Origin of the sequence: Halomonas sp. I1 (assembly GCF_032334135.1) — a bacterium.
Classification (GTDB): domain Bacteria; phylum Pseudomonadota; class Gammaproteobacteria; order Pseudomonadales; family Halomonadaceae; genus Halomonas.
In genome coordinates this window covers 1-18,751 of record NZ_JAVXUS010000012.1, presented here as the reverse complement: position 1 = coordinate 18,751, position 18,751 = coordinate 1, and the positions used below count along the sequence as shown (strand labels likewise).

Annotated in this window: 20 protein-coding genes, 3 tRNA genes and 1 pseudogene; 12 read left to right on the top strand and 12 right to left on the bottom strand. The window is 63.6% G+C overall.

The features are described from left to right. Positions 1–106 precede the first annotated feature (106 nt). From hisF to hisB, 4 genes are all read right to left on the bottom strand, one after another. Positions 107–880, bottom strand: a complete 774-nt coding sequence (gene hisF / locus RSO41_RS12755) for an imidazole glycerol phosphate synthase subunit HisF (RefSeq protein WP_315619511.1) — start codon at positions 878–880, stop codon at positions 107–109. Positions 881–883: 3 nt separating this feature from the next. After that, positions 884–1,636 carry a 1-(5-phosphoribosyl)-5-[(5-phosphoribosylamino)methylideneamino]imidazole-4-carboxamide isomerase gene (gene hisA, locus RSO41_RS12750; protein WP_315619510.1) on the bottom strand — a complete coding sequence of 251 codons (753 nt, stop codon included), beginning with the start codon at positions 1,634–1,636 and terminating at the stop codon, positions 884–886. Between the two features lie 43 nt (positions 1,637–1,679). After that, positions 1,680–2,321, bottom strand: coding sequence for an imidazole glycerol phosphate synthase subunit HisH (hisH, locus tag RSO41_RS12745; RefSeq protein WP_315619509.1), 642 nt, complete (start codon positions 2,319–2,321; stop codon positions 1,680–1,682). Between the two features lie 96 nt (positions 2,322–2,417). Beyond that, a complete protein-coding gene (gene hisB / locus RSO41_RS12740) occupies positions 2,418–3,017 on the bottom strand; it encodes an imidazoleglycerol-phosphate dehydratase HisB (RefSeq protein ID WP_315619508.1) in 600 nt (199 codons plus the stop codon). A gap of 177 nt (positions 3,018–3,194) precedes the next feature. On the opposite strand from hisB, the gene RSO41_RS12735 reads away from it, so the two are divergent. The 7 genes from RSO41_RS12735 to RSO41_RS12705 all read left to right on the top strand — a co-directional run bounded on the left by RSO41_RS12735 (position 3,195) and on the right by RSO41_RS12705 (position 7,794). Beyond that, positions 3,195–3,647, top strand: a complete 453-nt coding sequence (locus RSO41_RS12735; protein ID WP_315619507.1) for a GNAT family N-acetyltransferase — start codon at positions 3,195–3,197, stop codon at positions 3,645–3,647. Further along, positions 3,644–5,965, top strand: a complete 2,322-nt coding sequence (locus tag RSO41_RS12730) for an AsmA family protein (protein WP_315619506.1) — start codon at positions 3,644–3,646, stop codon at positions 5,963–5,965. Before RSO41_RS12735 ends, RSO41_RS12730 begins: the two co-directional genes overlap by 4 nt. A 68-nt stretch (positions 5,966–6,033) precedes the next feature. Further along, a complete protein-coding gene (mutY, locus tag RSO41_RS12725) occupies positions 6,034–7,155 on the top strand; it encodes an A/G-specific adenine glycosylase (RefSeq protein WP_315619505.1) in 1,122 nt (373 codons plus the stop codon). Continuing rightward, the gene (locus RSO41_RS12720) at positions 7,152–7,424 is read left to right on the top strand and encodes an oxidative damage protection protein (protein WP_315619504.1); all 273 of its coding nucleotides are present in this window, start codon (positions 7,152–7,154) and stop codon (positions 7,422–7,424) included. Before mutY ends, RSO41_RS12720 begins: the two co-directional genes overlap by 4 nt. A 90-nt stretch (positions 7,425–7,514) precedes the next feature. Further along, a tRNA-Phe gene (locus tag RSO41_RS12715) sits at positions 7,515–7,590 on the top strand. A gap of 6 nt (positions 7,591–7,596) precedes the next feature. Then, a tRNA-Gln gene (locus tag RSO41_RS12710) sits at positions 7,597–7,671 on the top strand. Between the two features lie 47 nt (positions 7,672–7,718). Continuing rightward, positions 7,719–7,794 (top strand) — tRNA-Thr (locus tag RSO41_RS12705). 204 nt (positions 7,795–7,998) lie between these two features. Here the strand turns inward: RSO41_RS12705 and RSO41_RS12700 are convergent. Next, positions 7,999–8,916 carry a LysR family transcriptional regulator gene (locus RSO41_RS12700; RefSeq protein WP_315619503.1) on the bottom strand — a complete coding sequence of 306 codons (918 nt, stop codon included), beginning with the start codon at positions 8,914–8,916 and terminating at the stop codon, positions 7,999–8,001. 152 nt (positions 8,917–9,068) lie between these two features. On the opposite strand from RSO41_RS12700, the gene RSO41_RS12695 reads away from it, so the two are divergent. Next, positions 9,069–10,058, top strand: a complete 990-nt coding sequence (locus tag RSO41_RS12695) for an MBL fold metallo-hydrolase (RefSeq protein ID WP_315619502.1) — start codon at positions 9,069–9,071, stop codon at positions 10,056–10,058. A gap of 123 nt (positions 10,059–10,181) precedes the next feature. Then, positions 10,182–10,703 carry a hypothetical protein gene (locus RSO41_RS12690; protein WP_315619501.1) on the top strand — a complete coding sequence of 174 codons (522 nt, stop codon included), beginning with the start codon at positions 10,182–10,184 and terminating at the stop codon, positions 10,701–10,703. 4 nt (positions 10,704–10,707) lie between these two features. Here RSO41_RS12690 and RSO41_RS12685 read toward each other — a convergent pair whose 3' ends face one another. Both RSO41_RS12685 and RSO41_RS12680 read right to left on the bottom strand, forming a co-directional pair. Beyond that, positions 10,708–11,298, bottom strand: a complete 591-nt coding sequence (locus tag RSO41_RS12685) for a YjaG family protein (protein WP_315619500.1) — start codon at positions 11,296–11,298, stop codon at positions 10,708–10,710. Positions 11,299–11,324: 26 nt separating this feature from the next. Continuing rightward, on the bottom strand, positions 11,325–11,618 hold the full coding sequence (locus RSO41_RS12680; RefSeq protein WP_315619499.1) for an MGMT family protein: 294 nt from the start codon (positions 11,616–11,618) through the stop codon (positions 11,325–11,327). A 47-nt stretch (positions 11,619–11,665) separates the two neighbouring features. Between RSO41_RS12680 and RSO41_RS12675 the strand changes: the two genes are divergently transcribed. Beyond that, positions 11,666–12,352: a type 1 glutamine amidotransferase gene (locus RSO41_RS12675; protein ID WP_315619498.1), complete on the top strand. Its 687-nt coding sequence runs from the start codon at positions 11,666–11,668 to the stop codon at positions 12,350–12,352. Here RSO41_RS12675 and mnmH read toward each other — a convergent pair. From mnmH to RSO41_RS18505, 5 genes and pseudogenes are all read right to left on the bottom strand, one after another. Next, positions 12,320–13,468, bottom strand: a complete 1,149-nt coding sequence (mnmH, locus tag RSO41_RS12670; protein ID WP_315619497.1) for a tRNA 2-selenouridine(34) synthase MnmH — start codon at positions 13,466–13,468, stop codon at positions 12,320–12,322. The genes RSO41_RS12675 and mnmH overlap by 33 nt on opposite strands. Next, positions 13,465–14,502 (bottom strand): selenide, water dikinase SelD, encoded by a 1,038-nt coding sequence (gene selD, locus RSO41_RS12665; protein ID WP_315619496.1) that lies wholly within the window; start codon positions 14,500–14,502, stop codon positions 13,465–13,467. Before selD ends, mnmH begins: the two co-directional genes overlap by 4 nt. Positions 14,503–14,559: 57 nt before the next feature. Further along, on the bottom strand, positions 14,560–15,936 hold the full coding sequence (gene radA / locus RSO41_RS12660) for a DNA repair protein RadA (protein ID WP_315619495.1): 1,377 nt from the start codon (positions 15,934–15,936) through the stop codon (positions 14,560–14,562). 90 nt (positions 15,937–16,026) lie between these two features. Next, a complete protein-coding gene (locus RSO41_RS12655; RefSeq protein ID WP_315619494.1) occupies positions 16,027–16,479 on the bottom strand; it encodes a copper resistance protein NlpE N-terminal domain-containing protein in 453 nt (150 codons plus the stop codon). Between the two features lie 110 nt (positions 16,480–16,589). Further along, positions 16,590–16,766: pseudogene (locus tag RSO41_RS18505) on the bottom strand (AEC family transporter); the annotation flags it as partial. Between the two features lie 250 nt (positions 16,767–17,016). Between RSO41_RS18505 and hisC the strand changes: the two are divergent. Together hisC and RSO41_RS12640 are read left to right on the top strand one after the other, a co-directional pair. Then, entirely contained in the window at positions 17,017–18,072 is a 1,056-nt protein-coding gene (gene hisC / locus RSO41_RS12645; RefSeq protein WP_315619492.1) for a histidinol-phosphate transaminase, read from the top strand. A 71-nt stretch (positions 18,073–18,143) separates the two neighbouring features. Next, on the top strand, positions 18,144–18,572 hold the full coding sequence (locus tag RSO41_RS12640) for a VOC family protein (protein ID WP_315619491.1): 429 nt from the start codon (positions 18,144–18,146) through the stop codon (positions 18,570–18,572). Positions 18,573–18,751 lie beyond the last annotated feature (179 nt).

The following is an 18,751-nucleotide window of genomic DNA, read 5'->3' as shown; positions in this document are numbered from 1 at the left end:
GACAAGGCGAAATTCGGCGAGAATGCGGAGTTTATCCGTACTAAATGAGCACTTCGAGCCGAATTTCAACGCGGTATGGTCGAGCGCAGTAATTTGTCAACACCCTCTAAAGGCGCATCTCGATCCCCCGCTCGGCCATATAACGCTTGGCCTCGGGAATGCTGTATTCCCCGAAGTGGAAGATACTGGCGGCGAGCACTGCATCGGCTCCGCCGTCCTTGACCCCTTCCACCAGGTGATCGAGGTTGCCGACGCCGCCGGAGGCGATCACCGGCACGCTCACCGCATCGCTGATGGCACGCGTCACGCCGAGGTCGAAGCCCTGCTTGGTGCCGTCGCGATCCATGCTGGTGAGCAGTAGCTCACCGGCCCCCAGCTCCACCATCTTCCTGGCCCACTCCACGGCGTCCAGGCCGGTGGAGCGACGGCCGCCATGGGTGAAGATCTCCCAGCGCGGTGTCTCGTCTTCGCCGGAGACCCGCTTGGCGTCGATGGCCACCACGATGCACTGGCTGCCGAAGCGTTCCGCGGCTTCATGGACGAATTCGGGATTGTGCACGGCGGCCGTGTTGATCGAGACTTTGTCGGCACCGGCATTGAGCATGGTGCGAATATCATCGCAGGTGCGAATCCCTCCCCCCACGGTCAGGGGGATGAACACCTCGCCGGCAATGCGCTCGACCATCTCCACCGTGGTATCGCGGTCCTCGTGACTGGCGGTGATGTCGAGGAAGGTGATCTCGTCGGCTCCCTGGTGGTTATAACGCTGGGCAACCTCCACCGGGTCGCCGGCGTCGCGAATGCCGACGAAGTTGACGCCCTTGACCACACGTCCCGCATCGACGTCCAGGCAGGGAATGATGCGCTTGGCGAGTCCCATGGTTCAGCTCCCGGTTCGTTGGCGGGTGAGTTCATCGCACAGCCGCTGGCCTTCGGCCACGTCCAGGCTGCCTTCATAGATGGCGCGGCCGGTGATGGCACCGAGTATGCCCGGCTCGTCCGCCCCGACAAGCGAGCGCAGGTCATCGAGATTGGTGACGCCACCCGAGGCGATCACCGGCAGGCCGCCCTGGCGGGCCAGCTCGGCGGTGGCCTCGACATTGACGCCACCCATCATGCCGTCACGGGCGATATCGGTATAGACGATGGCGGAAACGCCGTCATCGGCGAAGCGCCTGGCGAGTTCGGAGGCCTTGAGAGTGGATACCTCGGCCCAGCCATCGGTGGCCACGAAGCCATCACGGGCATCGAGGCCGACGATCACGTGGCCCGGAAAGGCACGGCACATCTCGGTGACGAAGTCAGGCTCCTTCACCGCCTTGGTGCCGATGATCACCTGAGAAACGCCTGCCGCCAGGTAGTGCTCGATGGTCGCTGCGCTGCGAATACCGCCACCGATCTGAATCGGCAGGTCCGGGTAGGCACGGGCAATGGCAGTGACCGCTTCACCATTGATCGGCCGGCCCTCGAAAGCGCCATTGAGATCGACCAGGTGCAAGCGGCGGGCTCCGGCCTCGACCCAGCGAGCGGCCATGGCGACCGGATCATCACCATAGGTGGTCGCGTCGTCCATGCGCCCCTGCTTGAGGCGAACGCACTTGCCATCCTTGAGATCGATGGCGGGAATTACCAGCATGTCAAATCCTCCAGGGCGGACCCGGTGTGCCACCGGGTTCCGTTCAGGGCATCCAGTGAACGAAGTTTTCCAGCAGCCTGAGACCAGCCCGGGAGCTTTTCTCGGGGTGGAACTGCACGGCGAAGGTGGCATCGCGGCCGGTCGCCACATGGGCCGAGACCCGGCCATACTCGGTGGTACCGAACAGGCGGGTGTCGTCATCGACCTCGACATAATAGCTGTGCACGAAGTAGAAGTGCTCATCCTGGTCGATGCCCTGCCACAAGGGATGGTCCTGATGGTGACGCACCAGATTCCAGCCCATGTGCGGCACCTTGCAACGGTTGCCGCTCTCGTCGTGCATATCGGCAGGGAAGCGCCGCACCTGGCCGGTCATGAAGCCCAGGCAGTCGATGCCCCCGTTTTCCTCGCTGCGCTCGTGGAGCATTTGCTGGCCCACACAGATTCCCAGCAGCGGCTTGTCCTGGCTGGCCAGCAACTCTTCCACAAGGCCGCGCAGTTCCGTACGTTCCAGCTCGCCCACGCAGTCGCGAATGGCCCCCTGGCCCGGCAGCACCAGCCGGGTGGCGCCGTTGATGCGCCGGGCATCACGGGTCACCACGACATTTTCGTGGGTCACGTGCTCCAATGCCTTGGCGACGGAGTGCAGATTGCCCATTCCGTAATCGATGACGGCAATGGTCATGAAGTGCTCCTCGTATCGGTCGACGGGTTCAGGAAACCCTGCTCGGGTATCGGTGCGCGAACGCCGCTACGCTCGACGCGCGGCTCAGCGTTGCCTTCACAGACTGCCCTTGGTGGATGGCATCCGGCCGGCCATGCGCGGGTCCTCGGCGACGGCCATGCGCAGTGCACGGCCAAAGGCCTTGAAGATGGTTTCTGCCTGGTGGTGGGCATTGAAGCCCTTCAAATTGTCGATATGCAGGGTAACCCGGGCATGGTTGACGAACCCCTGGAAGAACTCCCAGAACAGTTGGGTGTCCATCTGCCCCAGCACGGCCCGGGTGAACTCGACGTCCATGAACAGGCCCGGACGGCCGGAAAAATCCACCACGACCCGGGACAACGCTTCGTCGAGGGGCACATAGGCATGGCCATAGCGGTAGATACCGCGCTTGTCGCCGATCGCCTGATCGAAGGCTTGCCCCAGGGTGATGCCAAGATCCTCGACCGTGTGGTGCGCATCGATGTGCAGATCGCCCACCGCCTTGATATCAAGGTCGATGAGCCCATGGCGTGCTACCTGGTCGAGCATGTGATCGAGGAAGGGCACACCGGTTTCGCAGGTCAGCCGCCCCTCGCCATCGAGGTTCACGGTGACCGTGATCTGGGTTTCCTTGGTGTCGCGGGTGACCGTGGCGGTACGCTCGGACTCGGACATGTTGCATCTCCAGCGCCGTGGCGCTTGTCGAAAGAAGACCGGCCGCTTGGACCAGAACGCGCCGATGGCGGGCCGCCGACGCCGATCCGCCATTATAGTGAAACGCTACCCCCATCCGCTACAATGCCAACCATTCAGCGGTGGCGGTATCCGCCGCCCTATATGGGAGAATCATGCATGCCGGTCACCCTCCAGCGAGTCGACCAGGCGGCCTGGGCGTCGGATCCACAGGCCCGCACCGATCTACTCCGCATCTATGCCGATGCCCCCACCGAACGTCTACCGCAAGATCCGGAGGCGTTCGTCCACGAGCATCTGGCGGCGTCGCACTTCTTCTGTTGTGCGCACTTCAACGACCGGCTGCTGGGCGCCGTGGCGGTTCATCCCGATGCCGATGCCTGGTGGCTTTCCCACCTATGCGTGCGCAAGACCACGCGACGCCGCGGCGTCGGATCGCGCCTGCTGGCACTGACGAGCGAGGCCGCACACCAGGATGGCCGTCGACTCCGCGTGACGAGCTCGCAGCTTTCCATGGCCGACCAGATGCTGCTGAAGCGGCTCGGTTATCGCCTGACCCAGGCGGGTGACTACTTCGAACTCGACCTACCGCCCAAAGGAGCCGGGCAATGAAGCGAATCCTGCGTACCTTGTTGGCCACTATCGGTATTCTCGGTCTGGTGGCGGTCGGTGCCGTGGTCTTCGTCACCACGTTTTTCGATCCCGAAGACCTCAAACCACGCCTCGTTGAGGTAGTGCGCGAGCACAGCGGGCTGGAACTGGAGCTGGATGGCCCGCTCAGCTGGTCCTTCTACCCTCGGCTGGGAGTCAGCGTGGAAGCCGCCGAGGCACGCCTGCCGACCCAGTCATCCGATGCCCATCCGTTCGCCGCCTTCGACCATGCCGAAGTCAGCCTGGCCTTTGCCCCCTTGCTGCGCGGGGAAATCGCCATCGATGGCCTGACCCTGGAGGGGCTATCGCTGAACCTGGCCCGTGACGGACAAGGTCGCGGCAACTGGGAAACACTGATCGATCGCCTCGAGAACCGTGGCGAGGACGCGGAGGCCGTTCTCGCACCGGCCAGCGCCGGCCCGAACCGCGACTCGTCGAACGGGAGTGGCTTGTCCGTGGCGCTCAACATCGCCAGCGTCCAGATTCATCAAGGGCGGGTCCACTACCGCGATGCGCAGGCAGAGCAGGAAGTGATCCTGGAGCAGCTCAACATCACCGGTCATAACGTCAATCCCGACCAGCCCTTCCCGCTCAACGCCAGCATGCGCATGACCCTGAACGACGGCCTTGCCACCGAGACGCCGGCCCTGGTCAGCGACATCATCCTCAAGACGCAGGTCGACCTCGGCCTGGCCGAGGGGCGTCACATCCTTCAGAAACTGTCCCTGCAAACCGACTCCCGCATCGGCGATGCCCAGCAGGAACAGAAAGCCAATCTCAGTGCCGCCGAGGCGACACTCGATCTCGGCCAGCAGCACGTGACGTTGACCGATGGCCAACTCGACACCAGCCTGCTGCACCCTCGACTAGGCGAGAAACGCCTGGCACTGGCAATGGACTTTCAACTGGAGGCCGACGTACCGACCCAGACTGCCCAGTTCCGCGAGCTGCACCTGACGGGCCCCGATGGCCTGGAGCTGGATGGTAACCTCAACCTGGCCGACCTGTTCACGGCGCCCACCTATCGGGGCCAGGTGCAACTGGCTCCGTTGTCGCTACGCCCCTGGCTGGCACGCCTCGATGCCATGCCCACTACCGCCAGCGACTCGGCACTCGGCGACGTCGGCCTGGCCAGCCCCGTCGAAGGGGACGTTCAGTCCATCAGCCTGGATGGCCTGACCCTGAACCTGGATGGCAGTACCTTCAGCGGCCGCCTGGGCGGCCGGTTCGATGGCTCGCGCTTGAACCTGAATCTACAGGGCGACACCCTGAACCTGGACGACTACCTGCCGCCCGATACACCAGCCTCCGAGACCAGCGCCAGCCTCCTCCTGTTCGATCGCGCCTATGCGGAGCAGCCGCCGGCATTGCTCCCCGCACAATGGCTGGCCGACCTGGACCTCGAGGCGAACCTCGAACTCGGCGAGCTCCACTTGCTGCGGCAACGCTTCGACAACGTGGCGCTGACGCTGGAAGGCCAGGGAGGACGTCACCGCCTGACGCGTTTCGAAGCCGGCTTCCACGACGGCCAGCTCTCGGCCACCGGCTCGCTCGATGCCCGCGAGACACCGCTTCGCTGGCAACTGTCGCCCGACATCAAGGAAGTGCGACTGGGCGACCTGCTGGAAACGTTCAACGAGCCCCCCTCTCCTGTGCAGGGCCTGCTGGCAGGGAGTGGCGAACTCGAAAGCCGGGGCAACAACCTGGCCGAACTCAAGCGCGGCCTGAATGGTCATCTCGAGACTCGGCTCGCCGAGGGCCGCCTGATCGGAACCAATATCTCTCGACAATTGTGCACCACGGCGGCCCGTCTCGAGGGAGAGGACACCAGCCGTGACTGGCAGGAGGACACTCGCTTTCAGCGTGCCGACGCCAGCTTCCGGATCCGTGACGGCGTCGCCGAGAGCGACGACCTTACCGTGACGATTCCCGGCATTGCCGTGAACGGCCAGGGGCAGCTCGATGTGAGCAACGAGCGCTTCGACCTCAAGGCCGACGCCCGCTTCACCGACACCGTGGACGCGGCTTGCGAGGTCAACCCGCGACTCAAGCAGGTCCCCTTCCCCGTCCACTGCGAAGGACAGCTGAGTGGAGACAGCAACGAGTGGTGCCGCTTCGATCGCCAGGCACTGCAATCCTCTCTCGGGAAGCTGCTGCGCCAGGAAGCATCCAGGCGCGCCGGCGAAGAAATCAACGAACGTCTTGATGATGCCATGGATAAGCTCGAGGAAAAGGCCGGCGGTGAACTTCGTGGCACCCTCGAGGGTCTATTCAAGTGAGCATCAAGTAAAGCCAGTCACTGCGCCGGTCTCCGAGATCGGCGCTTTTTTGCGTGTCGAGTCCCTTCATGAGCGACAACCCACCCGCCATCCTGCCCCCCGAGACCTTCCAGCGCCGTCTGCTGGACTGGTTCGATGTGCATGGGCGCCACGACCTGCCCTGGCAAAGCGAACGGACTCCCTACCGGGTCTGGGTCTCGGAGATCATGCTCCAGCAGACCCAGGTCACCACCGTGATCCCCTACTTCGAGCGCTTCATGGAGCGCTTTCCCGATGTCGAAGCCCTGGCTACCGCCGATCAGGACGAAGTCCTGCACCTATGGACCGGCCTCGGCTACTATGCGCGAGGGCGCAACCTGCACAAGGCCGCCCGGGTCGTGATGGATGAACACGACGGCGTCTTTCCCGTGCATAGCCTCGAGGCCATGGCCGGGCTCCCCGGCATCGGCCGCTCCACCGCCGGGGCGATCATCGCCCAGAGCACCGGGCGCCGCGCGGTGATCCTCGACGGTAACGTCAAGCGCGTGCTGACCCGGCTGCATGCCGTGGAAGGCTGGCCAGGGCGCCCCGCCGTGGAGCGTCGGCTGTGGTCGCTGGCCGAGCACTACACACCCGATACGCGTGTGGTCGACTTCACTCAGGCGATGATGGACCTGGGCGCAACACTGTGTCGGCGCGGCCGCCCGGAGTGCGAGCGCTGCCCTTTCGAGAACGAGTGCCTGGCCCATGCGCGCGGCGAGGAACGTCGCTTCCCGGAATCCAAACCGAAGAAGGCACTCCCCACGCGACGGACGCTCATGCTGCTGCTCCAGGACGACGGCGGCCGGGTACTGCTCGAACAACGCCCGTCCAGCGGACTTTGGGGAGGCCTCTGGAGTCTGCCGCAATTCGAGGACCTCGCAGCACTACAGACCTGGCTGGATCAGCACGCTCCCAGCGCCGAACTTGATGGCGCCTGGTCCACCTTTACCCATGTCTTCAGCCACTTCCGGCTGGAGATCACCCCTCAACCGGCGAGAGTGGCGCGCCTCGATGCGGTCGGCGAGACATGGCGCCGCTTTGACCCCTCGGATCCTGCCAACATCGGGCTCGCCGCGCCGGTGAAAGGCTTGCTGGAGTCGCTGCGTCCCTTCACCCTGTCCGCACCCGCAGGTCACGCAACCGAATCAGCCAAGGAGCCATCCCGATGACCCAGACCGTATTCTGCCGCAAATATCAGGAAGAGCTGGAAGCCCTGCCCTTTCCTCCCTTGCCCGGCGAAAGGGGCCGCGAGATCCAGTCCAGCGTCTCCAAGCGCGCCTGGGAGGAGTGGCAGGCCCTGCAGACTCGCCTGATCAACGAGAAGCATCTCAATATGCTCGACCCGACGGACCGGGCCTACCTGATGGAGCAACTGGAGCGCTTCCTGAACAACGAGGAAACCGACCAGGCAGAGGGCTACGTGCCTCCCGAGCAGTGACGTGCCTCAAGGTGCTGTATACGCCATCTTTTTGAAAAGAAACGGTTGACGTGAAAAGGCCTTTAGGGTTTAATACGCACCGTTGGCGCGGGCCAGATAGCTCAGTCGGTAGAGCAGGGGATTGAAAATCCCCGTGTCGGCGGTTCGATTCCGTCTCTGGCCACCACAATGCTGGGGTATCGCCAAGTGGTAAGGCACTGGTTTTTGGTATCAGCATGCGCAGGTTCGAATCCTGCTACCCCAGCCACGCCAACCCGTTTCACGTTCTGCTTTATACAGCGTGGAGCGTTCCGAGCCGACATAGCTCAGTTGGTAGAGCAACTGACTTGTAATCAGTAGGTCCCGGGTTCGACTCCTGGTGTCGGCACCATCGGAACCCTCTTCTGAATCGCCATATTGCAGAATGACAAAACCGCCACCAAGGCGGTTTTTTCGTTTCTGCATGACGCCGCTGCTCGGCAAGCGGCGCGACTCCTCGCTCCTGAAGGCGGCCGCCGCTCGATATCCCGCATTCGACGGTCTGGATGGATGGCGGGCTCCCAAGCAAGGTCTTCAATGAGCAGACCTCGGCGCTTCAGGCCTGCGGCCCCCACGCCACTTCAAACACCAGATTGCGAAACCAGCGGTGAGCCGGGTCATCCCTCATGCGCGGATGCCAGAGGGCATACAGCTCGACGGTGCCAACATCCAGCGGCGGAGCAAACAGATCCAGCATGGTCTCGAAGCGCCGAAGGAATCGGCCGGGCAGCGTGCAGAGGTGATCACTGCTCTCGAGAATGACCGGTGCCAGGGCATAGCTCTGTACAGAAAGACTGACATGACGCGTCCGTCCCAGCTTGTCGAGCGCACGATCCACCGCTCCCTCATATCCCCCTCCGCTGGTCGACACCAGCACATGCTCGGCGGCGCAGAATTCATCCAGCGTGACGGGATGGTCTCCTCTCGGATGGCCACGTCGTTGCGCGGTAACGAAGTCGTCGGTAAACAGCGTTCGGCCAATCAAGCCCTCATCCTCCGACCGGGGCAGACCGATGACCATGTCGATATCCCCACGATCAAGGGCCTGCGTGATCGTCTCGGGATCCGGCAGTACGAAAGTGACTCTGACATGGGGCGCCGCCCGCTTGAGCGCGGGAACGATGTCCGGCCCCAGCATGATGGCAGGATTGTCATAGGCCGCCACGACAAACTCACGATCGCTTTCCGCCGGGTCAAACGCGGGAGATGGCCCGATGAACTCGCGCAGCTGGCCCAGCAGCCGAGGCAATGTCGCCCCCAGTTCGTTGGCGCGAGGCGTTGGTGCCATGCCCCGGCCGGCGATCGGGACAAAGAGCTGATCGCCAAAGACCGTTCGCAGACGCGTCAATCGTCCCGAGAGGGCTGGCTGGGTAATCCCTAACCGGTCCGCCGCACGGCTGACGTTGCATTCCTGGAACAGGGCTTCGAACGCTGTCAGCAATCCGATATCAATTTCACTCAACCGATCGGGCATTGGAGCTCCCTGGTTTTACTCCCACTCGGGATAGGCCAATACAGGTGGTATCGGCGCGGGTTATGCAAGGTATAACGACTATCGTTTTCTCGGCAATCTTCTCGCCCTCTATGATCTGGCCCTGACATTCACTTGAACAGGGAGACAGAGCCGTGGCTCTACGATTCCTTATGCTTGCCGCTATATTGCTGGGCCTGGTCACATCGGGCCCCGTCCTCGCAACCGAGCCTTCCGCTTCGGACGATTCGCCGGGTATTGCCCACCAGGGCGCCGATACCTATACCGTCATGATCGGGGACATCCGGGTCACGTCGCTCTCCGACGGCACAGTGCCGCAGGACCTCCATAAGCTCCTACACGGCATCTCCAACGAAAGAATCGATGCCATGCTGAAGCAGGCCTATCTGACCAACCCTGTCGAAGCATCGATCAATGCATTTCTGCTCGAGATGGGCAACCGGCTCATCCTTGTCGATACGGGCGTGGGCGAGCTTTTCGGACCAGGGCTCGGCAACATGCTGATCGCCAGCCTGCATGCTGCAGGCGTTGAACCTGAACAGATCAGCGACGTCTTGCTCACCCATGTGCACTCCGACCATATGGGCGGACTTACCCGAGATGGAGAGGCTGTCTTCCCCAACGCTACGATCCACATCGGGAAACCGGATGTCGACTTCTTCCTGAATCGCCAGAACGCGACGAATACCGACTATGACAGACACTATTTTGACCAGGCGATCACAGTCCTGACGCCCTATATCGATGCCGGCAAGGTCTCTTCCTTCGACCGGGCCACGGAAATACTCCCGGGCTTGACGGCGTCACTCCATCCAGGCCACACGCCAGGCAGTGCCTTCTACACACTGGAAAGCCAGGGGCAGAGGCTCACCTTCATCGGCGACATCCTTCACGTGGCAGCCATACAGCTCCCGGAGCCTTCGGTGACCATTGCTTATGACGTCAATCCCGAAAGAGCTGCTAGCGTGCGCTCAAAGGCCTTTTCGACTTTTGCCGAGGATGCTGAGCTCGTCGCGGCACCTCATATGCCCTTCCCGGGTATCGGCCATATTCGCAAGGCTCGCGAAGGCTATGACTGGCTGCCCATCGAATACGGGAATCGGACCGTAACTGAGGCGCGATAGATCACCGTGGGAAAACCGTCCCGGGCGCCTCCCGGGCCGGTTGCTCGCGCCTTTGGTCCGGGACTCGGTTGCCGCCCAGGGCCATGGCGATCATGATGTCTCCTATACTCCGGTGGACTCATCATGACGCATCCCCCGCTCGGAAAGATCCTCGTCATCATCTCGTCGACGTTACTGGCCAGCCAGGCCCATTCCAGTCCCCCGGCCTCGCCACTCAACTGGCCACCCACGCTGGAGCTGGATCACGCCCTCGTGCAAACCAGCCTTTACACTCGACACTTCGACCCAGACCCCGAGCACAACAACCACCAGAAGCTGATCAGCCTCGAACTCCACACCCCGGATGACTGGCTGGCAGGCGGAGCCCGGTTCCAGAACTCCTTCGCTCAGGAATCCATCTACCTGTACGTTGGCAGGGAGTTTCCCCTCTGGCGCATCGCTCATGACATCAGCCTGCGCGCCAAGCTGACGGCAGGGTTGCTGCATGGGTACAGGGGCGAATACCAGGACAAGATCCCCCTCAACCATCTGGGCATCGCCCCCGCCGCACTCCCCAGCATTGGCATACGGTGGGGACGTGTCGAAGGCGACCTGATACTATTCGGCGGCGCCGGCATGATGATCACGACGGGGCTGCGCTTCTGACAGCTCAGTCTGTCGTCAGCCCCAGATTGCTGACCCCTTCGTTGCGTCCCAGCCGGCGCAACGCCTTGAGCGCGTCGCGGTCCAGATGGCCTTGCGCCGCCTCGAGCACCGCATCCTGAAAGTCGTTTTCCTCGCACATCAGCGGATGCTCGCGCGTCAGGGCGGCCAGCTTGCCGGCATCCTCCTCGCCTTCGGTCAACTCGATGAAGGCCCGCACGCCGCCACGCGAGGTGCGACTGACGTCCAGAATCGAATCCGGTGACTCGCCACGCAGGGTATCGAGCAACGCGGAAACCGCGACGACCGCCTCCAGGGCTCGACGAGCCCCGAAGCTGTCATCCTCTTCGGGCGGTTCCAGCTCGGCCAGCTTTTCCGCCTGCCGATCGAAATCGATACGCGCGTCCTTGACCGAAAGCTGCTCCCAGACCAGGGCCAGTACGGCACGCAGCGCCTGGACATCACCATGGCCGCTCGTATCGGCATACAGAGCGTAATTGGGCACCAGGCGCTCGCAGAGCGCCGCCATGAACGCCTGCTGACCACGCGGCGACAGTGCCTGGAGCCGCTCGAAAAAACCACCGGGTGACTGACTCATGAAATCTCCTTGTGTGATGGGGCCGCTCAAGGCCAGAGACGCTCCTTGGCCACCCGCCCCCGACTGTCGAACGCCACACCCTCATCGATAAGGCGTCGACGCTGTTCATCCGCTCCACCGTGGTCAGCCAGCCGCCGCGACGCGGTGATCACCCGAAACCAGGGAAGATCGTGCTCCGAAGGCAGTTCACGCAGAGCCCTGGCTACCAGGCGCGGTGTGGCGCCTTCGGTCATGGCGGCAATGCGACCGTAGGTGGTCACCCGGCCGGGCGGGATCTCGGCCAGGATCGTCAGGATCTGTTCCTTGAGTGCCGGCTTCATGTACCCTTCGCTCCCCGTCCTTTGCTCATACCCACAGCGAGGCCCCCATGCATCTGCACCTCCTTCAGCACGGCCCCTACCAAGGCCCGGCCCGGATCGCCGACTGGCTCGACAGCATGGGACACAGCCATACCGTTTTCCATCTGCACGAGGGCGACCTGCCACCACGGCTCGCCGACGGCGATGCCCTGATCATTCTCGATGGTCCGGACGAGGGCGACCTCGCTCCCGACGCGACCTGGGCACGCCGGGAGCGCAAGCTGATCGCGCAGGCGCTGAACAGCCAGAAGCCTCTGCTGGGTCTCGGCCACGGCGCCCGACGCATCGCCGAGGCACTGGGTGCCATGGTCTCCCGCGGCACCTATGCCGAAAGCGGTTGGCACACCCTCGACCTGGCCCCCGACAGCCCCTTCGACCTGCCCGAGCGTTTCGAAGCCTTCATGTGGCATCGCGATATCTTCGCCCTTCCCGATGAGGCCCTGCCGCTAGGCAGCAGCGCAGCCAGCCCCATGCAGGGCTTCAGTTGGGATGGCCTCCGCGTGGTCGGCCTGCTTTGCCACCTGGAGGCCACCCCCGCCAGCGTGACCGACATGCTGGATCACTTGCCTTCTCTCGGCACCGGCCCCTATCTCCAGGATCGTCAGACGATGCTGTCCGATGCCAGACGCTTCGACCGTCAGGCCCCCTTGCTGGACCGACTGCTATCCCAGTGGCTGGCCAGCGCTCGTCGCTGACGTCAGGAAGCCCTCCCGCTCGCCGCCCGATGCCTCGTCAGCCCAGTCCCGCGCCACTGCCAGACAGCTGTCCCAGTCACCCACGTGCAGGAAGTGCTGATCGTCGTGCTTTTCCAGTTGGTAGCGATACATGGGGTCGTAATACTCGGTCAACAGTGGCGCCAGCCAGGCTTCGTGAGCCTGGCTATTGCCCCGCTCGTGCTCACGAAAAGCCAATGCCTGAAGACGCTGCAGGCGTGCCAGTCGGGCACCGCCCAATCGCTTCCTCAGGCGCTGCAAGGCACCGGAAAGCTGCTTGCGCATCAGTGCCCAACCTAGCCATTCGCCGAACTGATGGCGATAGACTGCCCAGAGGTCCTCGATATAATCCTTGTGGATCTGCTGGAGACGCCAATCCAGCGGCATCTCGACACGGATACGCGGCGCACGCGCCATACTCCGCCAGAAAGTCAGAGGGATATTGGCCGTACCGATATGGCGAGACTCATCCTCGAGCGCCACAGGCCCCGCCAGTTCCAGCAGGCGCAGGCCCATGGCATGCTCGAAGTCGGTCTGGGAGGGAGCCGTCAGTGGGTGACGACCAAAGGCAGATCCCTTGTGGCGAGCGCAGGCCTCGAGATCCAGTCCGCATGAGAGCGCCTGGATCAGGCTCGTCTTGGCACAGCCGGTGAGCCCCCCCACCACCAGCAACGGCTGCTCCGCCGCCGCATCGACTCGCGAACACAGCGCCTGACGCATGGCCTTCCAGCCACCCCGGATACGCGGCCGTTCGATCCCGGCCTCGGCAAGCCACTGCTGGGCGATCCGGGAGCGCTGGCCTCCCCGAAAGCAGTAGATCAATGCATCGGGATGGCGCACCAGAAGACGCTGCCAGGCATCGATACGTTCAGCCCGCACATCACCGGCGACCAGATGCTCCCCCAGGGCGATGGCGGCATCCTGGCCGGCACGCTTGTACTCGATACCGACGCGATGGCGCTCTGCGTCATCCATCAACGGCAGATTGACCGCACCGGGCAGCGCCCCCTGGCGAAACTCCACCGGCGCGCGCACATCGATCAGGACACGACCTTCTCGCAACAGCCCAAGGTCGGGCTCGACCAGCGTCGAACTCATCCTCGAACCTCGATCCGCGCCTCGCCCCGAGCGGCAACGATCTCGCCGAAAGGCTCGAGCTCGAGGCCATGGGAACGCCCGACACGCTCGATATCATCCTCCCAGGAAGGGTGGACCGAGAGCAGCAGGCCGCCGGAGGTCTGGGGGTCGCACAGCCACTGCCAGTGGGCGTCATCCATGGCCGGCAACGCCTTGCCCAGGGCATCCCGGTTGCGACCGGTCCCGCCCGGCACAGCGCCCTGGCGCCGATAGGCCTCTGCTTCGGCCAATCGCGGCAGGCGTCGAAAATCGATCCGTGCCGCGACACCGCTGGCGTCACACATCTCGGTCAGGTGGCCAGCGAGACCGAAGCCTGTGACATCGGTCATCGCATGCACACCCTGAACCCTCGCAAGCTCCATGCCGATACGATTGGTCTCGAGCATTGTTCGACGAGCAAGCCCCTGATGGCCCGGCTCCAGACGCCCCTGCTTTTCCGCGGTGGTCAGCATGCCCACGCCGAGCGGTTTGGTCAGGTACAGCAAGTCGCCGACCTGCGCGCCCTTGTTGAGCTTGAGGTGCTCGAGATCGACCAGACCATTGACCGCCAGCCCGAAGATCGGCTCAAGCGAGTCGATGGAATGCCCTCCAGCCAACGCCAGGCCAAGCTCGCGACACACGGCCTGGGCACCGCCCACCACATCGCCGGCGATGTCGGCTCCCAGTTTGTCCAGCGGCCAGCCGAGGAGGCCCAGCGCCATGATGGGCGAACCGCCCATGGCGAAGACATCGCTGATGGCATTGGTGGCGGCAATCCGACCGAAATCGAAGGGATCATCGACGATCGGCATGAAGAAGTCGGTGGTGGCGATCATCCCGCGACCATCACCCAGATCATAGACGGCGGCGTCCTCACGCCCCTGATTGCCGACGATCAACCGAGTGTGAGAGGCTCCCGGCCCGGCCTTGGCCAGGATACCGTCCAGGACATCGGGCGCGATCTTGCAGCCGCAGCCGGCACCGTGACTGTACTGTGTCAGGCGGATGGCGCTCATCTGATTCTCCTTGGCAATCGTTACCGGCATTCTACAACAGAGCTCGGCCGCAACGGTCTATAGGGCTTCCAGGGCGTCGGCGAGCTTGTCCACCGCCACCACCTCCATACCCTCGGGGGCCTGCTTGGGGGCATTGGCACGCGGTACGATGGCTCGACGGAAGCCATGCTTGGCGGCCTCGACGATACGCTCCTGGCCACTGGGCACCGGACGGATCTCACCGGACAGGCCCACCTCGCCGAACACCACCAACTCGCGAGCCAGCGACCGGCTCTGCAGGCTCGATACCACCGCCAGCAACACCGCCAGGTCGGCACTGGTTTCCAGTACCTTGACCCCGCCGACCACATTGAGGAAGACATCCTGGTCGCCGGTGAACAGCCCGCCGTGACGGTGCAACACCGCCAGCAACATCGCCAGGCGATTCTGGTCGAGGCCCACCGCCACGCGTCGCGGGTTACCCAACGCCGAGTCGTCGAGCAATGCCTGCACTTCCACCAGGATCGGCCGAGTCCCTTCCCAGACCACCATCACCAGGCTGCCCGGTGCCTGCTCCTCACTGCGCGACAGGAAGATCGCACTGGGATTCTTCACCTCCTTGAGGCCGTGCTCGAGCATGGCGAACACGCCCAGCTCGTTGACCGCACCGAAGCGATTCTTCTGCCCCCGCAACGTACGGAAGCGCGAATCGGCGCCGCCCTCCAGCAGCAGCGAGGCATCGATCATGTGCTCGAGCACCTTGGGCCCGGCCAGGGTGCCATCCTTGGTCACGTGTCCCACCAGCATGAGTACCGTGCTGGACTGCTTGGCGAAGCGGGTCAACGCCGCTGCCGATTCACGCACCTGAGCCACGCCCCCGGGCGCCGAGGCGATGTCCTCCAGATGGGTGGTCTGGATGGAGTCGATGATCAATACCTCGGGGCGCTCTCGTTCGGCAACGCCGAGAATCGTCTCGATGCTGGTCTCGGCGAGCATCTGCAGTCCTTGGGTGGGCAACTGCAGACGGTGGGCACGCATCGCCACCTGGCTCAGCGATTCTTCGCCGGTGACATAGAGCACGCGACGTTGCTGAGCCAGCTTGCAGGCCGTCTGTAACAGCAGTGTCGACTTGCCGGCGCCGGGATGTCCGCCCAGCAGCACGGCAGAGCCAGGCACCAGGCCGCCCCCCAGCACCCGATCGAACTCCTCGAAAGTGGAGGTCAGCCTGGGCACCTCACTCAGATCGACGTTGGACAGTTCGACGACCTCGCGCGACACGGCACCGGCATACCCCCCTCGACCGGTGGTACCGCTGCTGGCGGCCCCGGGCCGGGCGGCGGAGAGCCTCACCTCGCTCAGGGTATTCCATTCCTGGCAACTGGAGCATTGCCCCTGCCACTTTCGATATTCGGCGCCGCACTCGGTGCACACGAAGGCGCTCTTGGCTTTGGCCATGGGTGTCTCGTCGAAGGAGAAGGACTCGGGTGAAACCATATGCAAGGGGCGGCCCGATGGCCGCCCCTCGTCAACGCGATACCGGTAGCATCACATGCGCTTCAGGCGCAGCACTTCGTTGTTCTGGAAACGCCGACGCTGAGGGTCGATCAACTCCAGGGTCTGCGGGTCCACTCGCAGGAAGTAATAAACCTGACCTTCACCATTCGGGGTGAGCTCGTAGACAGTGGCTTGCGGATTGTCGGCCGTCCCATCGAGCACTTCCCAGTTGCCCGAATACGTCTCGTTGGGCGGGTTCTCAGGATGGCCGCGATAGGCCGCTTCCAGATCGAAGGTACGGTCGGCGGCCGCCCCCTGCTCCTCACCCGTCATGGTGACGTTCAGGTCGATCCCCTCGCAGTTTCGGCACGGCAAGGTCCCCTGATACGTCTGCTCGGTACTCGTCATCCCCGGCTCGGCGGTTCCCTGATCGGTGGGGCCCGCCGCACAGCCCGCCAGCATGGCGAGCATCGCCGAGCCCGCCAGCAACGTCCTGATTTGCATATTCGTTCTCCTAACCAATGGGCATGGCACCGTGAAGCACGGCAACCTGCTCGATAGCATAACCTCTCGCGCCAACAGCGGACAGCCTGGGCGCCACCAGGTTCCATTGTTCATGATGCCATCGGACGGACATGCTCGAACACCATCCATAATAGCAACGGCATCACCACCAGGCTGCCCAGGTTACCGATCAGCACCAACGAGGCCACCTGATGAGGCTGCTGGCGATACTGCTCGGCCACCAGAGAGTTCAACACTGCCGGCGGCAGGGCAGCGAACACCAGCATGGGCACGAATAGCTCCATGTTCAGCGTATTCAGCCCCCGGATACCCGGACGTCGATAACGACCATAGAGGGTGCCGCATCCCGCGATCAGGAAGACCGGCAACAGGGTAGAAAGAATCTGGGCAAGCATTCGGCCTCATCCATGGCGGACTCATCGTTCACGCGAGCTTCGAGCCTAGCATGACACCGGCTTGCGCGGCTTCGGCGGGCGGGTCACCATGGACGAAGTGTTTCCATCCGAGCGAGTGACGATGAGCAAGTTCTGGAGCCCCAAGTTGCGGGAGCTGACGCCTTATGTCCCCGGCGAGCAGCCTCGCGAGCGTCTGGTCAAGCTGAATACCAACGAGAACCCCTATCCGCCCGCGCCGGGTGTCGAAACGGTGCTGCAGGCGTTCCCGGTCGACCATCTACGTCGCTACCCCGACCCTGACTCTCACGCCCTGCGCGAGGCCCTGGCCCGGGAATTCGGCGTCGAAAAGGAGCAGGTGTTCGTCGGCAACGGCTCCGACGAGGTGCTAGCTTTGGCCTTTCAGGCCTTCTTCTGCCATGACCGTCCTCTGGAGATGCCGGCCATCACCTACAGCTTCTATCCTGTCTACTGCCGCCTCTACGACGTGGAGCGCCGCACCCTGCCGCTGGACGCCGAATGGCAGGTCGACCTCGAAGCCTTCTCGCCCCAGGCCGGCGGGGCGATCTTCGCCAACCCCAATGCGCCGACCGGCCATGGCCACGGCCGCGAGGCGATCGCCGGCCTGCTCGAGCGGCTCACCGAGTCAGTGGTGCTGGTCGACGAGGCCTACGTGGACTTTGGCGGTGAGAGCGTCGTGCCGCTGGTCGAGCGCTTCCCCAACCTGCTGGTCACCGGTACCTTCTCCAAGTCGCGCAGCCTCGCCGGCCTGCGCCTCGGCTACGCGGTGGGCTCACGGGAGCTGATCGAGGGACTCGAACGGGTCAAGGACTCCTTCAACTCCTATCCCATCGACAGCCTGGCCAGCGCTATCGCCATCGCCTCCCTGGAGGACCGCAAACACTTCGACGCCTGCCGCGAGGCGGTGATCACCACCCGAGAGCGTACGCGTACCCGCCTCGAAGGCCTTGGCTTCCGGGTACTGCCGTCGCAGAGCAATTTCCTGCTGGTCAGCCACCCGGAGCAGGACGCCGCCCAGTTGTTCGTCGGCCTGCGCGAACGCGGCATCCTGGTCCGCCACTTCAACACCGAGACGTTGAGCGGCTGGCTGCGCATCTCCATCGGCACCGAAGACGAGATGGACAACCTGGTCGAGGTCCTCGACGTGCTCTGCCGCTGACCCGAGTCGCGAGCGGGGGCACGCCGATCGCGTGGCCCGCTCTTTCCCCCGACACATCGACGAGTCATTCCATGATCGAGGAACGATTGCCACTGGCCGGCGTGCACCACGTGGCCCTGATCACTGCCGACTACCCACGTGCCAGACGCTTCTATCTGGAGGTACTGGACGCCGAGGTCCTCCACGAGACCTATCGCGAGGCCCGCAATAGCCACAAGCTCGACCTGCGCCTGCCTGGCGGCATTCGGCTCGAGCTGTTCTCCTTCCCCTCGCCGCCGCCACGCCCCAGCTACCCCGAGGCCTGTGGGCTGCGTCACCTGGCACTGGCTACGCCGAGCATCGACGCCTGCGTAGCACTTCTCGAGGCTCGAGGTGCCAATCCCGAGCCGATCCGCATTGATGAGATCACCGGCGCCCGCTTCACTTTCTTCAGCGATCCTGACGGCACACCCATCGAGCTATACGAAGATACGCCTTGCCCAGCAGACCGAGTCCCGTAAAACGGCCCGCCCTGGCCCGCAGGGCACTTCTCGTTGGTTCCCGACGAACGCGTCGCATGGCAAGGGCGCTGTTCCTTCATTCGGACATAAAAAAATCCCCCAGGAAGGCCCGGGGGATTTTTTTGATGTAAGTGCCTGACGATGACCTACTCTCGCATGGGAACTCCCACACTACCATC

What these genes read in the sequence shown, in the direction of transcription:
- hisF (WP_315619511.1), bottom strand. Translation starts at nt 880, where the DNA reads ATGGGACTCGCCAAGCGCATCATTCCCTGCCTGGACGTCGATGCGGGA.
- hisA (WP_315619510.1), bottom strand. Translation starts at nt 1,636, where the DNA reads ATGCTGGTAATTCCCGCCATCGATCTCAAGGATGGCAAGTGCGTTCGC.
- hisH (WP_315619509.1), bottom strand. Translation starts at nt 2,321, where the DNA reads ATGACCATTGCCGTCATCGATTACGGAATGGGCAATCTGCACTCCGTC.
- hisB (WP_315619508.1), bottom strand. Translation starts at nt 3,017, where the DNA reads ATGTCCGAGTCCGAGCGTACCGCCACGGTCACCCGCGACACCAAGGAA.
- RSO41_RS12735 (WP_315619507.1), top strand. Translation starts at nt 3,195, where the DNA reads ATGCCGGTCACCCTCCAGCGAGTCGACCAGGCGGCCTGGGCGTCGGAT.
- RSO41_RS12730 (WP_315619506.1), top strand. Translation starts at nt 3,644, where the DNA reads ATGAAGCGAATCCTGCGTACCTTGTTGGCCACTATCGGTATTCTCGGT.
- mutY (WP_315619505.1), top strand. Translation starts at nt 6,034, where the DNA reads ATGAGCGACAACCCACCCGCCATCCTGCCCCCCGAGACCTTCCAGCGC.
- RSO41_RS12720 (WP_315619504.1), top strand. Translation starts at nt 7,152, where the DNA reads ATGACCCAGACCGTATTCTGCCGCAAATATCAGGAAGAGCTGGAAGCC.
- RSO41_RS12700 (WP_315619503.1), bottom strand. Translation starts at nt 8,916, where the DNA reads ATGCCCGATCGGTTGAGTGAAATTGATATCGGATTGCTGACAGCGTTC.
- RSO41_RS12690 (WP_315619501.1), top strand. Translation starts at nt 10,182, where the DNA reads ATGACGCATCCCCCGCTCGGAAAGATCCTCGTCATCATCTCGTCGACG.
- RSO41_RS12685 (WP_315619500.1), bottom strand. Translation starts at nt 11,298, where the DNA reads ATGAGTCAGTCACCCGGTGGTTTTTTCGAGCGGCTCCAGGCACTGTCG.
- RSO41_RS12680 (WP_315619499.1), bottom strand. Translation starts at nt 11,618, where the DNA reads ATGAAGCCGGCACTCAAGGAACAGATCCTGACGATCCTGGCCGAGATC.
- RSO41_RS12675 (WP_315619498.1), top strand. Translation starts at nt 11,666, where the DNA reads ATGCATCTGCACCTCCTTCAGCACGGCCCCTACCAAGGCCCGGCCCGG.
- mnmH (WP_315619497.1), bottom strand. Translation starts at nt 13,468, where the DNA reads ATGAGTTCGACGCTGGTCGAGCCCGACCTTGGGCTGTTGCGAGAAGGT.
- selD (WP_315619496.1), bottom strand. Translation starts at nt 14,502, where the DNA reads ATGAGCGCCATCCGCCTGACACAGTACAGTCACGGTGCCGGCTGCGGC.
- radA (WP_315619495.1), bottom strand. Translation starts at nt 15,936, where the DNA reads ATGGCCAAAGCCAAGAGCGCCTTCGTGTGCACCGAGTGCGGCGCCGAA.
- RSO41_RS12655 (WP_315619494.1), bottom strand. Translation starts at nt 16,479, where the DNA reads ATGCAAATCAGGACGTTGCTGGCGGGCTCGGCGATGCTCGCCATGCTG.
- hisC (WP_315619492.1), top strand. Translation starts at nt 17,017, where the DNA reads ATGAGCAAGTTCTGGAGCCCCAAGTTGCGGGAGCTGACGCCTTATGTC.
- RSO41_RS12640 (WP_315619491.1), top strand. Translation starts at nt 18,144, where the DNA reads ATGATCGAGGAACGATTGCCACTGGCCGGCGTGCACCACGTGGCCCTG.